The organism is Comamonas squillarum, assembly GCF_025309455.1.
Classification (GTDB): Bacteria; Pseudomonadota; Gammaproteobacteria; order Burkholderiales; family Burkholderiaceae_C; genus Comamonas; species Comamonas squillarum.
Genome location: NZ_CP104377.1, coordinates 2,641,834 through 2,657,356 on the forward strand (window position 1 = coordinate 2,641,834; position 15,523 = coordinate 2,657,356).

The 15,523-nt window shown below is 63.4% G+C and carries 13 protein-coding genes; 3 read left to right on the plus strand and 10 right to left on the minus strand.

Going from position 1 to position 15,523, the window contains the following annotated elements; genetic code table 11:
• Nucleotides 1-597, minus strand: a complete 597-nt coding sequence (locus N4T19_RS12250; protein ID WP_116926476.1) for a hypothetical protein — start codon at nucleotides 595-597, stop codon at nucleotides 1-3.
• Between the two features lie 103 nt (nucleotides 598-700).
• Here N4T19_RS12250 and mpl point away from each other — a divergent pair, with 103 nt between their 5' ends.
• Complete coding sequence (mpl, locus tag N4T19_RS12255; RefSeq protein WP_182343549.1) at nucleotides 701-2,104, plus strand: UDP-N-acetylmuramate:L-alanyl-gamma-D-glutamyl-meso-diaminopimelate ligase; 1,404 nt, start codon at nucleotides 701-703, stop codon at nucleotides 2,102-2,104.
• A gap of 88 nt (nucleotides 2,105-2,192) precedes the next feature.
• On the opposite strand, the gene N4T19_RS12260 is transcribed toward mpl, so the two are convergent.
• The 9 genes from N4T19_RS12260 to rodA all read right to left on the minus strand — a co-directional run bounded on the left by N4T19_RS12260 (nucleotide 2,193) and on the right by rodA (nucleotide 12,601).
• Entirely contained in the window at nucleotides 2,193-3,719 is a 1,527-nt protein-coding gene (locus N4T19_RS12260; protein WP_260718196.1) for a tripartite tricarboxylate transporter permease, read from the minus strand.
• A complete protein-coding gene (locus tag N4T19_RS12265) occupies nucleotides 3,716-4,159 on the minus strand; it encodes a tripartite tricarboxylate transporter TctB family protein (protein ID WP_260718197.1) in 444 nt (147 codons plus the stop codon). Before N4T19_RS12265 ends, N4T19_RS12260 begins: the two co-directional genes overlap by 4 nt.
• A gap of 119 nt (nucleotides 4,160-4,278) precedes the next feature.
• Entirely contained in the window at nucleotides 4,279-5,199 is a 921-nt protein-coding gene (locus N4T19_RS12270) for a Bug family tripartite tricarboxylate transporter substrate binding protein (protein WP_232539708.1), read from the minus strand.
• A gap of 234 nt (nucleotides 5,200-5,433) precedes the next feature.
• Nucleotides 5,434-6,870 carry a sensor histidine kinase gene (locus tag N4T19_RS12275; RefSeq protein WP_260718198.1) on the minus strand — a complete coding sequence of 479 codons (1,437 nt, stop codon included), beginning with the start codon at nucleotides 6,868-6,870 and terminating at the stop codon, nucleotides 5,434-5,436.
• A gap of 68 nt (nucleotides 6,871-6,938) precedes the next feature.
• Nucleotides 6,939-7,646, minus strand: coding sequence for a response regulator (locus tag N4T19_RS12280; RefSeq protein WP_260718199.1), 708 nt, complete (start codon nucleotides 7,644-7,646; stop codon nucleotides 6,939-6,941).
• 196 nt (nucleotides 7,647-7,842) lie between these two features.
• Entirely contained in the window at nucleotides 7,843-8,154 is a 312-nt protein-coding gene (locus N4T19_RS12285; RefSeq protein ID WP_260718200.1) for a hypothetical protein, read from the minus strand.
• A gap of 59 nt (nucleotides 8,155-8,213) precedes the next feature.
• Nucleotides 8,214-9,368 carry a 3-deoxy-7-phosphoheptulonate synthase gene (locus tag N4T19_RS12290; RefSeq protein WP_182343560.1) on the minus strand — a complete coding sequence of 385 codons (1,155 nt, stop codon included), beginning with the start codon at nucleotides 9,366-9,368 and terminating at the stop codon, nucleotides 8,214-8,216.
• A 423-nt stretch (nucleotides 9,369-9,791) separates the two neighbouring features.
• A complete protein-coding gene (tldD, locus tag N4T19_RS12295) occupies nucleotides 9,792-11,282 on the minus strand; it encodes a metalloprotease TldD (protein WP_116926483.1) in 1,491 nt (496 codons plus the stop codon).
• A 146-nt stretch (nucleotides 11,283-11,428) separates the two neighbouring features.
• Nucleotides 11,429-12,601, minus strand: a complete 1,173-nt coding sequence (gene rodA / locus N4T19_RS12300) for a rod shape-determining protein RodA (protein ID WP_116926555.1) — start codon at nucleotides 12,599-12,601, stop codon at nucleotides 11,429-11,431.
• 151 nt (nucleotides 12,602-12,752) lie between these two features.
• Between rodA and N4T19_RS12305 the strand changes: the two genes are divergently transcribed.
• Nucleotides 12,753-13,343, plus strand: coding sequence for a YqiA/YcfP family alpha/beta fold hydrolase (locus tag N4T19_RS12305; protein ID WP_116926484.1), 591 nt, complete (start codon nucleotides 12,753-12,755; stop codon nucleotides 13,341-13,343).
• Between the two features lie 105 nt (nucleotides 13,344-13,448).
• On the plus strand, nucleotides 13,449-15,515 hold the full coding sequence (locus N4T19_RS12310) for a ribonuclease catalytic domain-containing protein (RefSeq protein WP_116926485.1): 2,067 nt from the start codon (nucleotides 13,449-13,451) through the stop codon (nucleotides 15,513-15,515).
• The last annotated feature ends 8 nt before the right edge of the window (nucleotides 15,516-15,523 follow it).

Below are 15,523 nucleotides of genomic sequence, written 5' to 3' on the forward strand. Positions count from 1 at the left end.
TCACTCCGTGGGTGGGGTCAGCAGGCGGCGCACCGCCTCCAGCGAGCCGCGCGGCGTGCGGCCCTGGGCATCGGGCTTCAAGGCGCCGCGCAGGTCATCCAGGTCGTAGACCAGGTAGTGCACACCAATGCTCTCATTGAGCGGTTTGCAAAAGCTGCTGATCGACAAGGCATCCACCGTCTCACCGTGGAAACCGTTGATCGACGATACCTCATAGCGCACGCCATGGTCAATCAGCGCAATCTCAGCCGATTTGGAGTCATCGCAGAACAACTGAATGTATATATCAGACAGGCGCGTGGCCGTACCATTCCAGACGGCACCTACCAGATAGGGCCGGAAAGCCTCCATGCGCTCCATCCACAGCACGGCCATCTCGCGCAATGCCCGCAACTCGGCGGGCTGGGTGTCGGCGCAGAACAGCTCCAGGTACTCGCGCACCGCCGCTTCCAGTACCTCGTTATCGGGCAGAGCGGTGCGGCCCGGCAGCCCCAGCTGCTTGACGGCGCGCTTCTTGGCCGGCCCCCACTCCAGGCCTTCCTCCACCACCATGCGTGCGGCGGTGTTGGCGATTTCCCAGCTTGCATCAGTCTTCATGCATTCCATTGTGTCGGATTTGCATGGCCCCTGCGGCACTTGCTTGCAATTACAGCCGCCCAGAGCGCGGCTTATATCCGGACGCGCCGTAGAATCGACGTCCATGCACATTCATATTCTGGGTATCTGTGGCACCTTTATGGGTGGCGTGGCCGCACTGGCACGCGAGGCTGGGCACAAGGTGACGGGCTGCGACAGCGGCGTCTACCCGCCGATGAGCGACCAACTGCGCGCGCTGGGCATCGAGCTGATCGAAGGCTTTGGCGCCGACCAGCTCGCGCTGCAGCCCGATATGTACGTGGTCGGCAACGTCGTAAGCCGGGCGCGCCTGGACGATGGCTCGCCCAAGTTTCCGCTGATGGAGGCCATCCTCGACACCGGCGCTCCCTACACCAGCGGCCCCCAATGGCTGGCCGAGCATGTGCTGCAGGGCCGCCATGTGCTGGCCGTGGCCGGCACCCATGGCAAAACCACGACGACCTCGATGCTCACCTGGATTCTGGAGGCCGCCGGCCTGCAGCCGGGCTTTCTGGTCGGTGGCGTGCCACTCGATTTTGGCGTCTCTGCCCGCCTGGGTGCGCCCACCCGGCCCGGCGGTGGCGACCAGCGCCCCGTGTTTGTGATCGAGGCCGACGAATACGACACCGCCTTTTTCGACAAGCGCAGCAAGTTTGTGCACTACCGCCCCCGCACCGCCGTGCTGAACAACCTGGAGTTCGACCATGCCGACATCTTTGATGACCTGGCAGCGATTGAGCGCCAGTTCCACCACCTGGTGCGCACCGTGCCCGCCAGCGGCCGCGTGGTGGCCAATGGTGTTGAAGAGAGCCTGACCCGTGTGCTGCACCAAGGCTGCTGGAGCGAAGTGGTGCGCTTTGGCGCTGCCATCGACGACATGCGCGCCGAAGGCGACCCGTCGAACTTTGAAGTGTTCTATAAAGATGCGCCCGCCGGCAAGGTGCAATGGGGCCTGAGCGGCGTGCACAACCAGATGAATGCGCTCGCTGCCATCGCTGCGGCCCAGCATGTGGGTGTGGCGCCCGCAGAAGCGGCCCAAGCCTTGTCGCGCTTTCAGAACGTCAAACGCCGCATGGAATTGCGCGGCACCGCTGCCGGCATCCAGGTCTACGACGATTTTGCCCACCACCCCACTGCCATCCGCACTACCCTGGATGGCCTGCGCCAGCAGGTGGGCGCGCAAACCCGCATCCTTGCAGTGTTTGAGCCGCGCAGCAACACGATGAAGCTGGGCACGATGAAGTCACAGCTGCCCTGGTCGCTGGAATCGGCCGACCTGGCCTTTTGCCACACGGCCGGCCTGGACTGGGACGCCGCCCAGGCGCTGGCCCCCATGGGTGCCCGCGCCCAGACCGCAGGCAATATCGACAGCCTGATCGCCCAGGTGCTGCAGGCGGCCATGGCCGGAGACGTGATTGTCTGCATGAGCAATGGCGGCTTTGGTGGTATCCACGACAAATTGCTGCAGGCGCTTGCGGTCCGGGGTTGATAGGCCCGCCAACATCAAGAAAAAGGCGAGTCCCCAGCTCGCCTTTTTTGCTGACAGAGACCTCAACATTAGGCCAGCGGCACCAGCATCATGGAGCCGTTTCCTGCGCACGCCTGCGTTTGGCCAGCCAACGGTAACCCATGGGCCCCAGCACCACGGCAGCTGCCAGCACCCATAGGATGGTGCAGACCATGCTGGCCCAGAGGATGGTGACATCGCCATTGGTGATGGACAGCGCACGCCGCAGGTTTTGCTCCATCATCGTGCCCAGCACAACGCCCAGCACCATCGGCGCCATGGGCACCTGGAGTTTGCGCAGCAGGTAGCCGATCACGCCGATGGCGACGACCGCCATCAGGTCAAAGGTCGTGGCACTGATGGCATAGACACCGATAAAGCTGATGGCCAGGATACCCGGCACCAGCAGCCAGCCCGGGATGGACAGCATCGAGGCAAACACCCGCACCATCGGGATGTTCATCACCAGCAGCATCACATTGGCAATCAGCAGCGAGGCGATCAAGCCCCAGACCAGCGCGGGTTGCTGCTCAAACAGCACCGGGCCGGGAGTGATGTTGTAGAGCGTGAGCGCGCCCATCATCACGGCCGTCGTCCCCGAGCCAGGGATGCCCAAGGTCAGCATGGGGATGAACGAGCCGGTAGCGGCACTGTTGTTCGCCGCCTCAGGCGCGGCCAAGCCACGCAAGTCTCCCTGGCCAAATTTGGCATCCGGGTCTTTGTCTTCTATATAGCGCTTCTCGTTGGCATAGGCCACGGCCGACGCCACGCTGGCGCCCGCCCCTGGCAATACGCCCATCACAAACCCGAGCAGGCTGCCACGGATGGTGCTGCCGGAGGTTAAGCGCAGCTCGCGCAGATTGAAGAGCTTGCGTTGGCTGGGCGGCACTTCCACGCTTTGGCCCGAGAGCTTGTTCTCCAGCATTTGCAGCATTTCCGCGACGGCAAACAAGCCAATGACAACGACGACAAAATCCAGACCATCGGCCAAGTGTGGGATATCGAAGGTATAGCGGTAAACGCCGGAGTTGGCATCCACCCCGATTGTCGCAATCGACAGCCCGATGGCCGCCGCCAGAACCCCTTTAATGGGTTGCTCCCCCAACAAGCTGGTGAGCGCACAGAAGGCAAACACCATCAGCACAAAGTATTCCGCCGGGCCAAACGCCAAGGCCCACTGCGCCAGAAAGGGCGCAAACGCGGCGATACCGACAATGGCGATGAGGGAGCCGACAAAGGAGGACCAGGCCGACAGGGACAGCGCCACGCTCCCCAACCCCTGGCGCGCCAGCGGGTAGCCATCCAGCGTGGTCATGACCGCAGCTGCCTCGCCGGGCACATTGATCAGGATCGAGGTGATCCGGCCTCCATATTCCGCACCGACATAGACAGCGGCCAGCAAGATCAAGGCGGTATCGGGCGGCAAGCCCATCGCAAATGCGATCGGCACCAGCATGGCGACCCCGTTCGTCGGGCCCAGCCCCGGCAGCACACCGACGATGGTGCCAAAGAACGAGCCAATCAGCGCCACGAGCAAGTTGGTGCCCGAGAAGGCAACACCAAAACCCAGGGAGAGGTTATCCAGCATCGCGCTCATAGCAGCCCCTCCAGCCAGCCCAATGGCAGCACCACGTCCAGCAAGCGGTCAAAAAGAACATAAAACAGCACGCTCAGGCTGGTGCCGCCAATCCCGCACTGCAGCCAGCTGCCACCAAAGAGCCGGCCCACGCAGGCGGCAACCACGGCCGTGGCCAGCACAAAGCCGGCCCACTGGAACAGCCCGGCGTACACCAGCACCAGCGCCACCATCAGCGCAATGCGGCTGTTGGCCCCGGGCGGGTTGGGCGCAGCCGGGTTGCCGCCTTTCACGACAAGGCGCAGGCCACACAAGCCAATCACCGTGGCCAGCAACAAAGGAAAGGCGCGCGGACCCACCGGCTCGTAGGTAAATGCTGCCTCCAGCCCGTGTCCAAACCACGCCAGAAAGGCCGATAGCAGCAGCGCCGCCACGCCCAGGGTGCGATCATTGAGAACCATAGATATCTTTCCGCAAGATGTGCGAGTGCGGCGGACCAGGGTATCTGGCCGCCTTGTTCAAGCCCCATGGGCCATGGCTGGCAGGTGCCATGCCCAGGCAGGCCTTACTTGACCAGGCCCTACTTGACCAGGTCAAAGGACGTGGCCAGCTCGGTGTAGTGCCGGGTACGGGCCTTGATGTAGTGGTCGAGCTCGGGCCCCGTCTTGTTGAAGGGCATGAGACCCAGTTGCGCCTGGGCCTTGCGGAACTCCGGCGTGGCCATGGCTTTGTCAAACGCCTGCTGCCACCAGCGGTAGTCGGCATCCGATACCTTGGGCCCCACGTAGAAACCCCGGATGATCGGCCATTCGATATTGAAGCCCTGCTCGGCAGCGGTCGGCACGTCGGCCAGCTTGCCCGGCAAGCGTTCGGAGTGGAAGACCGCCAGCACGCGGATGGGCGCACCGCCTTCGAGCATGGTGACCGCCTCGGCCGCATCCCCCATGAAGGCCTGGACATGGCCGCCGCGCAGCGCCGTGACGGCCTCGCCACCGCCCTCAAAGGCAACGAAGCGCATTTTCTTGTAGTCCACGCCGGCGGCGCGCGCGGTCAGCGCTGCCTTCATCCAGTCCTGGCTGCCAATGGAGCCGCCCGCGCCCAGCACCACCTGGCTCGGATCTTCCTTAAAAGCCGCCATCAGGCCCTTGAGATCCTGGTAGGGCGAATCCGCCCGCACCACGGCCACACCGTAATCCGCACCGACGGTGGCCAGCCAGCGCACATCATCGGCGCTGTACTTACCAAACTTACCCTGGGCCAGATTGAGCAGCGAGCCACTGGAGAAGGCAGCAATGGCGCTGCCATCTGCCGGGCGCTGGGTGATGATGCTGTTGTAGGCCACCGCACCAATGCCGCCAGGCATGTAGACGATGCGCATGGGTTTCTCGAGCGCCTTGGACTCGCGCATGCCCGTCTGGGCCAGGCGGCAGGTCAGGTCAAACCCGCCGCCAGGCTGGGCCGGGGCAATGCACTCCGGGCGGCGGGGCTCTGCCTGCGCCATCGCTGGCACCCAGGTGCTCGCTGCGATGACCGTGCTGATGAAAAGGCCTGAGGCCTGGCCTGATAAACGGCTTGCAAACATAGGCTTTGTCTCCTTTTTGGGCATGGGCGCTTTGGCCAAGGGGCGGCTGGCCAGAACCTGGCTGGCAGCGCTGGCCAAGCGTGGAACCTGGTCGGGCGAAGGATTGCCACCAAGGTAGGCAAAGACTAAACGTTTGCGGCTTTCAATAGCCTTTCAATTCGGGGTTATTCCCAGGTCAGCGGTGGTATGCGGCATGCGGAAGCTGCCGTGCAAACCCAGTTGCCCCTGCGCATCACGGCCATTGGCCAGCTTGAACTCGGCACCATGCATCTGGGCAATGGTCTGCACAATGGCCAGGCCCAGGCCCGCGCCCTGCTGGCGCTTGCCCGCAGCACCACGCCGAAACCGGCTGCCCGCCTGTGCCATGTCGTGCTCGCTCATGCCCCCGCCGCTGTCGATCACCACCAGCGCGATGGACGACACGCTGGCCCGCAGCTGCACGGTGACCTGGCCACCGGCAGGCGTATAGCGGATGGCGTTGTCCACCAGGTTGCTGATCGCCTCGCGCAGCAGCCACCCCAGGGCCTGCACCTGCCACGCTCGGGAGTCATCGCCCAACCCCACCACATCCAGCCCCAGGTCAATTTGCTTGGCGCGCGCCAGCGGCCACAAAGTGGTGACCACCTGCTCCGCCAGCGCCCGCAGATCGATCTCGGCAAATTGCGATCGGATACTGGCAGCGGCCCCGGCATCTCGGGCGCGGGCCAGTGCCAGCATCTGCTGGGTCAGGCGCTCGGCCCGCCCCAGACCGTCTTGCATCGCATGCAGTGCAGCCCGCATCTGGGCCGGGTCCCGCTCACGCAATGCATAGCCTATCTGGGTACGCAGCAAGGCCAGCGGCGTGCGCAGTTGGTGGGAGGCGTCATCAAGAAACTGCCGCTGGGCCTGGGCGCTGTGGGCATAGCGTTCCACCAAGTGGTTCAACGACTGCACCAGTGGCTGCACTTCTGCAGGCAGGCTAGCCGCATCGATGGGCGAGAGGTCATCCCAGGCGCGCGCATCCAGGTGCTGGCGCAGCCGCTTCAATGGCCTGAGCGCACGCACCACGCCCGCCACCAGCAACACCACGCTGATACCGACCAGCAGCACATCGCGCAAGATGGCGCGCGTGACCATGTGCCGCTGCACCAGCGCACGCTCCTGAAGATTCTCTGCCACCTGCACCACGATGCGGCTGTGCGGATTGCCCGCAACGGGCGGGTCCGCCAGCCGCGCCCAAGCGGCCACTCGGATGGGCTCGTTCAGGTACACCGCGTCATAGAACTGCGGCACGCCGAGTTCGAACTCGCCCTCGGGCAAAGGAAGCCCCGGGTTTCCGATTTCAACCAGTCCGTCCTCGGTCGCGACCCGGAAGTAGACCCGGCCGTTGACCGTCAACTCGAAGAATTCCAGCAGCAGATACGGCTGCTCCACACTCAAGCCGCCGCTGGCCGTGGCGATGTTGTAGTGGATGGCGCGCAACGCACCCGCCAGTGCCCGGTCATAGGCCTCGTCTACCTGGGAACGCAGGCTGTAGGTGGACCACAGCAAGCTGCTGCCCATGCCCAGCAGCAAACCCGGCACCAGCCACACCAGCAGCGCAGCCTTCAAAGAGCGGGCGCGATCACGCCAGCAGTGGCGCCACACAGCGCGGCCATTCAGAGCGGCGCTCCGCCAGATCATGGGTCTTGCAATGCAGCGCTGGTCACGCCACTGTCCTGCGCTTCTTCCAGGCAGTAGCCCAGACCGCGCAAGGTGACAATCTGCACGCCACGGCCCAAGAGCTTCTTGCGCAGGCGAAACACCAGTACCTCAATGACCTGAAGGTTCACATCCCGGTCTCCCAGGAAGACCCGGTCCAAAATACTTTGCTTGTTCACTGGCTCGCCGCTGCGCTGGATGAGCGCCAGCAACACCGCATGCTCTCGGGGTGTCACCGGCAAGGCATCGCCCGCCATCGAAAAGCGCTGCGCAGCGACATCAAACTGCAGCGGCCCGCAGGACAGCCGAGGGTGTTCGCGCCCGCGGCTGCGGCGAACCAGGGCCTGCAGGCGCGCCTCCAACTCATCGAGCAAGAAGGGTTTGGCCAGAAAGTCGTCAGCACCATTTTTGAGCGTGCCGACGCGCTCAGCCAGGGAGTCCTGCGCGGTCAGCACCAGGACGGGTGTGCGGTCATCGCGCTCGCGCATGCGCTCCAGCACGGTGCGGCCATCGATGCCAGGCAGACCCAGGTCCAGCACTACCGCATCAAAGTCTTCCTGCTGCAGGCGCAGATCTGCCATCTGCCCATCGCCCACCCAGTCCACGACGATGCCCGACTGCTGCGCCAACGTTCGGGCCATCCAGTGCGCCAGATCTTGTTCATCCTCTACCAACAGGATTCGCATCCACCCTCCCTCCCGAGATATCTGCCAGATGCACCCACGGTTGGAGAAACATCCTATTCAGCCTGCATTCATAGCCACTGGTTAACGATATATTCTCCACAATAGAAAAACCCACTCATTGGCGAGCGGGTTTTTGGCGTGGTGTGCGAACCCAGCGGTTCGCGCTTCGAGGTCAGGCGGGCAGTGAGAAAGGCGCTTAGAACGAAGCCGTCATGCCCTTGGTGTTCACCACCACCGTGGGCCGGCCCACCGCGCCTACGCTGGCACGGGCAAACTGCGCCAGCCATTGGGCATCGCCCAGCAGCGGGGCGCCGGCCGCCTTGGCAACGACGACGACCTTGTCGACAATCAGCACCTTGCCGCTGGCGCGCAGCGGCTCGCAGTCCATGCGCAGAAATTCCTGGTCCAGCCAGCGGCGCCCGTCCTCGTTGGACATGGCCTCCGCACTGTCAAAGCCATGGACAAACTCTTGGCCATCCTCGAGCAGAACCCGTACTTCATTGCGCATGACAATCCCTTATTGGTGGTGCAAACGGGGCAGGCAGCGGCCGCCCCAAAGCCGCCAGCTTACACCGTTGCAGCGGCGGTCTCCTCGGTATTTGCGCGCACGCGGCGGGCCTGCACCGCGTCGGACAGCTCGGCCAGCGTCTCCAGCGAGTCGTCCCAGCCCAGGCAGGCATCGGTGATGCTCTTGCCGTACTCCAGGCTGTCCGGGTCGTTCTTGCCCGGGGTGAACTTTTGCGCACCGGCTTGCAAGTGGCTCTCGATCATCACGCCGAAGACACTGCGCGAGCCGCCTTCGATCTGCTGGGCGATATCGCGCGCCACCTCTTTTTGCTTCTCGTGCTGCTTGCTGCTGTTGGCATGGCTGCAGTCCACCATCAAGGTGGCGGGCAGGTGCGCGGCCTCCAGGTCCTTGCAGGCAGCGGCCACATGGGCGGCGTCGTAGTTGGGGGTCTTGCCGCCGCGCAGAATCACGTGGCAGTTGGTATTGCCCTTGGTGTGCACGATGGCGACCTGGCCGTTCTTGTGCACCGACAGGAAATGGTGCGGGCGGCTGGCCGACTGGATCGCGTCAGTGGCGATGCGGATATTGCCATCGGTGCCGTTCTTGAAGCCCACCGGCGCCGAGATGCCCGAGGCCAGTTCGCGGTGCACCTGGCTCTCCGTCGTGCGCGCGCCAATCGCGCCCCAGCTGATCAGGTCGCCAATGTACTGGGGCGAGATCATGTCCAGGAACTCGCTGCCAGCGGGCACACCCTGGCGGTTGATCTCGATCAGCAGCTGGCGGGCAATGCGCAGGCCTTCGTCGATGCGGTAGCTCTCATCGAGGTAGGGGTCGTTGATCAGGCCCTTCCAGCCCACCGTGGTGCGCGGTTTTTCGAAGTAGACGCGCATGACGATCTCCAAGGAGCCTTCGTACTGCTTGCGCACAGCCTTGAGGCGGCGGGCATATTCCAGCGCGGCTTGCGGATCATGGATCGAGCAGGGGCCGATGATGACCAGCAGGCGGTCATCCGTGCCGGACATGATGTTGTGGATGTTTTGGCGGGTGTTGCTGATCAGCGCTTCAACGGGCGTGCCGTTGATGGGGAAAAAGCGAATCAGATGCTCGGGTGGCGGCAGCACAGTAATGTCCTTGATACGTTGGTCGTCGGTTTGGCTTGTTTTCTCGACACCGCGATACCAAGCATCGCTTGTGGGTTGGGCTTGCTGAGTCATCTGAGGATCCTGAATGTGTGGGTGGTTTATGCAACAAAAAACCGCCGGGCTTTTCAGCTTCGGCGGTTGTCTGGAGGTTTAGGTGCTCGCGCGCTTTTAGACCTCTCGTCCGCCTTGGACAGAGAACCAAAAGTAAAAGGTAAAAGCGCTACGTGCTTGCATGTTTTTCAATGTACCACATCTGCGGGCGGCGGAATTCATCATTCTGTATAAAACGCACAAAAATTGCAAAAAATAAGATTTCAAAGTTGAAATCACACCATTACCTTGTCAATTTGTTTCTATACGCATTTTTATTGCGCAACAGAGAAAGGCACACTGCAGAAAGATGTCAAAAAACGAACGCCTGCGCGGCAGAAACCGCGCAGGCGTTTGGTTGATTCTGGCGTTAGCCGCCGCCTAAGCAGCGGCTATTTGGGATGCTCAGGCGGTACCGCCGACCGTCAAACCATCAATCCGCATGGTCGGCTGGCCCACGCCCACTGGCACGCTCTGGCCTTCCTTGCCACAGGTGCCCACGCCGCTGTCCAGGCGCATGTCGTTGCCGATCATGCTGACGTGCTTGAGGCACTCAGGGCCGCTGCCCACGATGGTGGCGCCCTTGACGGGGTACTGGATCTTGCCGTTTTCCACCCAGTAGGCCTCGCTGGCCGAGAACACGAACTTGCCGCTGGTGATATCGACCTGGCCGCCACCAAAGTTGGTCGCGTACAAGCCCTTCTTGATCGAGGCAATGATCTCCTGCGGATCCTTGTCACCCCCCAGCATGTAGGTGTTGGTCATGCGTGGCATGGGGATGTGGGCATAGCTCTCGCGCCGGCCATTGCCGGTGGGCTTGACCTTCATCAGCCGCGCATTCATCGCATCCTGGATATAGCCCTTCAAAATGCCGTCTTCGATCAGCACATTGCGCTGGGTCGGCTGGCCCTCGTCGTCCACATTGAGCGAGCCGCGGCGGTCGGCAATGGTGCCGTCGTCCAGCACCGTCACGCCCTTGGCCGCCACGCGCTGGCCTATCATGCCGCTGAACGCGCTCGAGCCCTTGCGGTTGAAGTCGCCTTCCAGGCCGTGGCCCACCGCCTCATGCAGCAGCACACCGGGCCAGCCCGGGCCCAGAACCACGGTCATCACCCCAGCAGGCGCGGGGCGAGATTCCAGGTTGACCAGGGCCGCCTTAACGGCCTCGTCCACATACTGCTGCACCAGTGCATCGTCAAAATAGGCCAGACCGAAGCGGCCACCGCCGCCGGCCGAACCCACTTCGCGGCGGCTCTTGCTCTCGGCAATCACCGTGACCGACAGGCGCACCAGCGGACGCACGTCTGCAGCCAAGGTGCCATCGGCACGGGCGACCAGCACCACATCGTGTTCAGCGGCGAGACCTGCCATCACCTGCTTGACGCGCGGGTCCTTGGCGCGGGCCAGCTTTTCGACCTTCTCCAGCAAGGCGACCTTGGCGGTGCTGTCGAGCGTGGAGATCGGGTCCAGATCGGGGTAGAGCGAGCGGCTCAGCGCAATCTTCTTGGCAGGCACCTTGACCTGGCGCGACTGGCTTTGCGCGCCAATGCTGCGCACCGTATGGGCGGCATCCAGCAGCGATGCCAGCGAGATGTCGTCCGAATAGGCAAAAGCCGTCTTCTCGCCGGACACCGCGCGCACGCCCACGCCCTGGTCGATCGAGAAGGAGCCCGTCTTGACGATGCCCTCTTCCAGGCTCCAGCCTTCGGCCCGGGTGTACTGGAAGTACAGGTCTGCATCGTCCACCTTGTGGGCGCGGATATCCGCCAGCGCGCGCGCCAGATGGCTGTCATCCAGACCAAAAGGCGTCAGCAGCAGGCTGCGCGCTATATCCAGTCGTTGTTCGGTAGAAGCCGCCAGCGGCTTGGCCACAGCAAGGTCAAAAGGTGCATTCATAGAGGCGATTTTAGGGCTTGCGCAATGGCCGTGGGCCCATGCGTTGATTTGCGGCGGCCAGCAAGCCAGCAGCCACCTATCCCGTATCTGCGGCTGGCGGGGGTGTTTTCAATGGCAGAGCCCATTAAAGCCCGCCGCAACGGGGCTCATAGGCGCGGCGCCTGCTCCCGCGCCAGCTGGCGCTGCGATCGGGCGACCGACATCAAGATCCCCAGCGCCAGCCCCAGGGTGACCATGGCCGTGCCCCCATAGCTGACAAAGGGCAGGGGCACACCCACCACCGGCAGGATGCCGCTGACCATGCCCATGTTGACGAAGGCGTAGGTGAAAAAGATCATCGCCACCGCTCCGGCCATCAGGCGGCCAAACAAGGTGGGCGCGCGCATCGCAATGGCCAGGCCGCGCCAGACCAGCAGCAGGAAGAAAAAGATCAGCAGCAGGTTGCCGGCCAGGCCGAACTCTTCGGAAAACGCGGCAAAGATAAAGTCCGTTGTGCGCTCGGGGATGAACTCCAGATGGGTCTGCGTGCCGGCCATGAAGCCCTTGCCCATGAAGCCGCCCGAACCGATGGCAATCATTCCCTGGATGATGTGAAAGCCTTTGCCCAGCGGGTCCCGGGTCGGGTCGAGCAAGGTGCAGACGCGTTGGCGCTGGTACTCATGCAACACCACCAGATCCATGCCGTCTTCGCAAAGGTGGTGGCCATAGATGGCAATCAGCAGCAGGCCGATGACGCCAATCAGCACCGGCGGGATGATCAGTTTCCAGGACAGGCCGGCAAAATAGATTACCGCCAGGCCCGCAGCCATCACCAGCAGCGATGTTCCCAGGTCGGGCTGCTTCATGATGAGGCCGACCGGGATGACGAGAATCGCAAACGCGACGACAAAATCGGCCGGGCGCAAGGCGCCTTCGCGGCGCTGGAACCACCAGGCCAGCATCAGCGGCATCGCAATCTTCAGCAGCTCACTGGGCTGGATGACTATGCCCAGATTCACCCAGCGCTGCGCACCCTTCTTCGTGATGCCAAACAGCGCCACGGCGATCAACAACGCAACACCCAAGCCATACAGCGGCAGCGCAAAGCTGGCCAGCCGGTGCGGCGGGATCTGCGACACCACCAGCAAGATGCCCAGCGCCAGCAGCATATTGCGGCCATGGTCGGAAAAGCGGGTGCCATGGTCGAAACCGGCGGAATACATCGCCGTCAGTCCGATGGCTGCCAGGGCGCCGATGATGAAGATCAGCGGCCAGTCATAACCGCGCAGCATCGGCATGAGACGCTGGAACAGATTCGGTTTATCAAGAACTTCGGACATGGCCGCCATTATCTCTGCTTGGCACAGAATGGCCGCCAGCGCTAGCGGTAAAGACCGGTTTTACCTGTGTCACCCGAACCAAATCAATTCAACAAAACAACTAAGGTTGTCAACGCCTTAGCAGTGGTGGCCTCGGCGCTATCATTTGTGCATGACGACCACCCACTTGCTCTACCTGCACGGCTTTCGCTCCTCCCCCCAATCGGCCAAGGCCCAGCGCCTGCAGCGCCATATCGAAGACAACCACCCGCACGTGGTGTGGTCAGCCCCCCAGTTGCCCGCCTCGCCCCGGCAAGCGGCCGATCTGCTGCTGCAAACCACCCGCAGCTGGGCCGGCCTGCCACCCGAGAGCCTGGCGGTTGTCGGCTCCTCGCTGGGCGGCTTTTATGCCAGCTGGGTGGCCCAGCAGCTGCGCTGCAAGAGCGTGATGATCAACCCCTCGACAACGCCCTGGGTCACCTTGGCGCAGCACCTGGGCGAGCAAACGGCCTGGCACAACCCGGAAGAATCCTTTTACTTCCGCCCGGAATACCTGGACGAGCTGCAGGCGCTGAACGTCAACGGCCAGCCCCCTGCCGCCGCACAGCTGCTGATTGCCGCCATGGGCGACGAGGTGCTGCACTGGCAGGACATGGTCGCGCGCTACCCCGCCGCCCAGCTGCTGCTGGACGAGGGCAGCGACCATGCGCTGTCCAACTTCGAGAGCTATCTGCCGCAGATCGACAAGTTTCTGGGCTGGTAAAAACCAGCGCCGGCTGGCCCGCCCGCCATGGGCCAGCCAGAACCCCCACGCAAAAAACCCTGTGGCCGCGCCCCGGCACCACCCAGCATGGGAAAATGCGCGGCTATGTATGCACTGTTTGACGACGCTGGCAAATTTCTGGCCGGCCGTATCCTCTCCGAAGCTGAGAGCTCCGCCCAAATTGAATTGGACTCCGGCAAACGGGTCAAGGTCAAAGCAGCGAACCTGCTTCTTAAATTTGACAAGCCCACGCCTGCCGAGCTGATCGCGCAGGCGCAAACCCTGTCGGCGGACATCGACCCCCAGCTGGCCTGGGAGTTTGCGCCCGAGCAGGAGTTTGGCTTTGCCGACCTGGCGCGCGACTACTTCTCGGAGAACGCCTCGATCGCCGAACAGGTGGCAGCGCTCTTCACCTTGTTCGAAGCCCCGCACTACTTCCGCCGCGCCGGCAAGGGCCGCTTCAAGAAGGCACCGGCCGAGATCGTGCAGCAAGCGCTGGCCGCCATCGAGAAAAAAGCCCAGATCCAGGCGCAGATCGACGGCTGGGCAGCCGAGCTCGTCAACGGGGAGTGCCCCGCGCCTGTGCAGCAGCAGCTCTACAAGATCTTGTTTCGCCCGGACAAGAACGCGCCCGAGTACAAGGCCGTGGTCGAAGCCAGCCGCAAGGCGCAGCTCGCGCCGCTGGCGCTGCTGCAACAGGCCGGCGCTATCGACTCGTCCTACCAGTTCCACTGGCAGCGCTTTTTGTTCGACAACTTCCCCAAGGGCACGGGCTTTCCGGCCGTCACGGCGCCACTGCCGCCAGCCGATCTGCCGCTGGCCACGGTGGAGGCCTACTCCATCGACGACTCGGCCACGACCGAAATCGACGATGCGCTGTCGGTACAGGGCCTGGGCACCGGCCAGGTGATTGTTGGCGTGCACATTGCCGCGCCAGGTCTCGCGATTGAGCCGGGCTCGGCGCTCGACCATCTGGGCCGCAGCCGCTACTCCACCGTCTACATGCCGGGCTACAAGGTCACGATGCTGCCCGACGAAGTGGTGCAGATCTACACCCTGGATGAGGGCCGCGCCAACCCGGCCGTCTCGCTCTACGTCACCTACGACGAAGCCACGCTGGAAGTGCTGAACAAGGAAACCCGCCTGGAGCGCGTGCCGGTGGTTAGCAACTTCCGCTACGACAAGCTCGACCACATCGCCACCGAAGCCTGGCTGACCGACCCGGCGCTGCAGGTCGAGGACACGCCCCAGCCGCTGCTGGACAAGCGCGACGAGCTGAGCTTTCTCTACCGCCTCTCGCGCCACCTCAAGGCCGGCCGCGAAGTGGTGCGCGGCAAGCCCGAGAACTTCAACCGCCCGGACTACAACTTCCGCCTGCAAGGCAATGGCGACCAGGTGCCCAACGGCAGCGAGACCGTGCAGATCTCCGTGCGCAAGCGCGGCGCCCCGCTCGATCTGATCGTGGCCGAGGCGGCCATCGTCGCCAACAGCAGCTGGGGCCAGCTGCTGGCGGACTATGGCGTGCCCGGCATCTACCGCAGCCAGGCCAGCCTGGCCCCAGGCATCAAGGTGCGCATGTCCACCAAGGCCTTGCCGCATGCCGGCATCGGCGTCAAAAGCTATGTCTGGGCCACGTCGCCGCTGCGCCGCTACACCGACCTGGTCAACCAGTGGCAGATCATCGCCTGCGCGCGCCATGGCGCCACCGCCGCCCTGGTAGCCCCGTTCAAGCCCAAGGATGCGGAGCTGTTCTCCATCATCAGCGGCTTTGATGCCGCCTACAGCGCCTACAACGGCTACCAGGCCGGCATGGAGCGCTACTGGACCTTGAAGTACCTGGCGCAGAACAGCATCAGTGACCTCACTGCAACAGTTATGAAGGAAGGCCCGGCAGGCAGCATGCTCGTGCGTGCAGATGAACTACCATTGGTGTTTCCGGTGCTGGGCGCGCAGAGTTTGCCGCGTGGTGCCCAGGTCCGGGTCAAGCTCGGCGAGATCGACGAGATCACGCTGGATGTGACCGGAACCGTGCTGGAGAGACTGGACGACGAACAGGCCAACCAGGCCGAGACAGAGTCGCCAGAAGATGAGGAGGAGGCTGTGGCTGGGCCCATCGCAATCGCGGTGGACATGGGCGACGGTGAGGACGCGGCGACCACAAAAACCGATTAACCCGGAAC

Bases quoted from the DNA above. Each gene is read 5' to 3' on its own strand.
- N4T19_RS12250 (WP_116926476.1), bottom strand. From the start codon at position 597: ATGAAGACTGATGCAAGCTGGGAAATCGCCAACACCGCCGCACGCATG.
- mpl (WP_182343549.1), top strand. From the start codon at position 701: ATGCACATTCATATTCTGGGTATCTGTGGCACCTTTATGGGTGGCGTG.
- N4T19_RS12260 (WP_260718196.1), bottom strand. From the start codon at position 3,719: ATGAGCGCGATGCTGGATAACCTCTCCCTGGGTTTTGGTGTTGCCTTC.
- N4T19_RS12265 (WP_260718197.1), bottom strand. From the start codon at position 4,159: ATGGTTCTCAATGATCGCACCCTGGGCGTGGCGGCGCTGCTGCTATCG.
- N4T19_RS12270 (WP_232539708.1), bottom strand. From the start codon at position 5,199: ATGGCGCAGGCAGAGCCCCGCCGCCCGGAGTGCATTGCCCCGGCCCAG.
- N4T19_RS12280 (WP_260718199.1), bottom strand. From the start codon at position 7,646: ATGCGAATCCTGTTGGTAGAGGATGAACAAGATCTGGCGCACTGGATG.
- N4T19_RS12285 (WP_260718200.1), bottom strand. From the start codon at position 8,154: ATGCGCAATGAAGTACGGGTTCTGCTCGAGGATGGCCAAGAGTTTGTC.
- N4T19_RS12290 (WP_182343560.1), bottom strand. From the start codon at position 9,368: ATGACTCAGCAAGCCCAACCCACAAGCGATGCTTGGTATCGCGGTGTC.
- tldD (WP_116926483.1), bottom strand. From the start codon at position 11,282: ATGAATGCACCTTTTGACCTTGCTGTGGCCAAGCCGCTGGCGGCTTCT.
- rodA (WP_116926555.1), bottom strand. From the start codon at position 12,601: ATGTCCGAAGTTCTTGATAAACCGAATCTGTTCCAGCGTCTCATGCCG.
- N4T19_RS12305 (WP_116926484.1), top strand. From the start codon at position 12,753: ATGACGACCACCCACTTGCTCTACCTGCACGGCTTTCGCTCCTCCCCC.
- N4T19_RS12310 (WP_116926485.1), top strand. From the start codon at position 13,449: ATGTATGCACTGTTTGACGACGCTGGCAAATTTCTGGCCGGCCGTATC.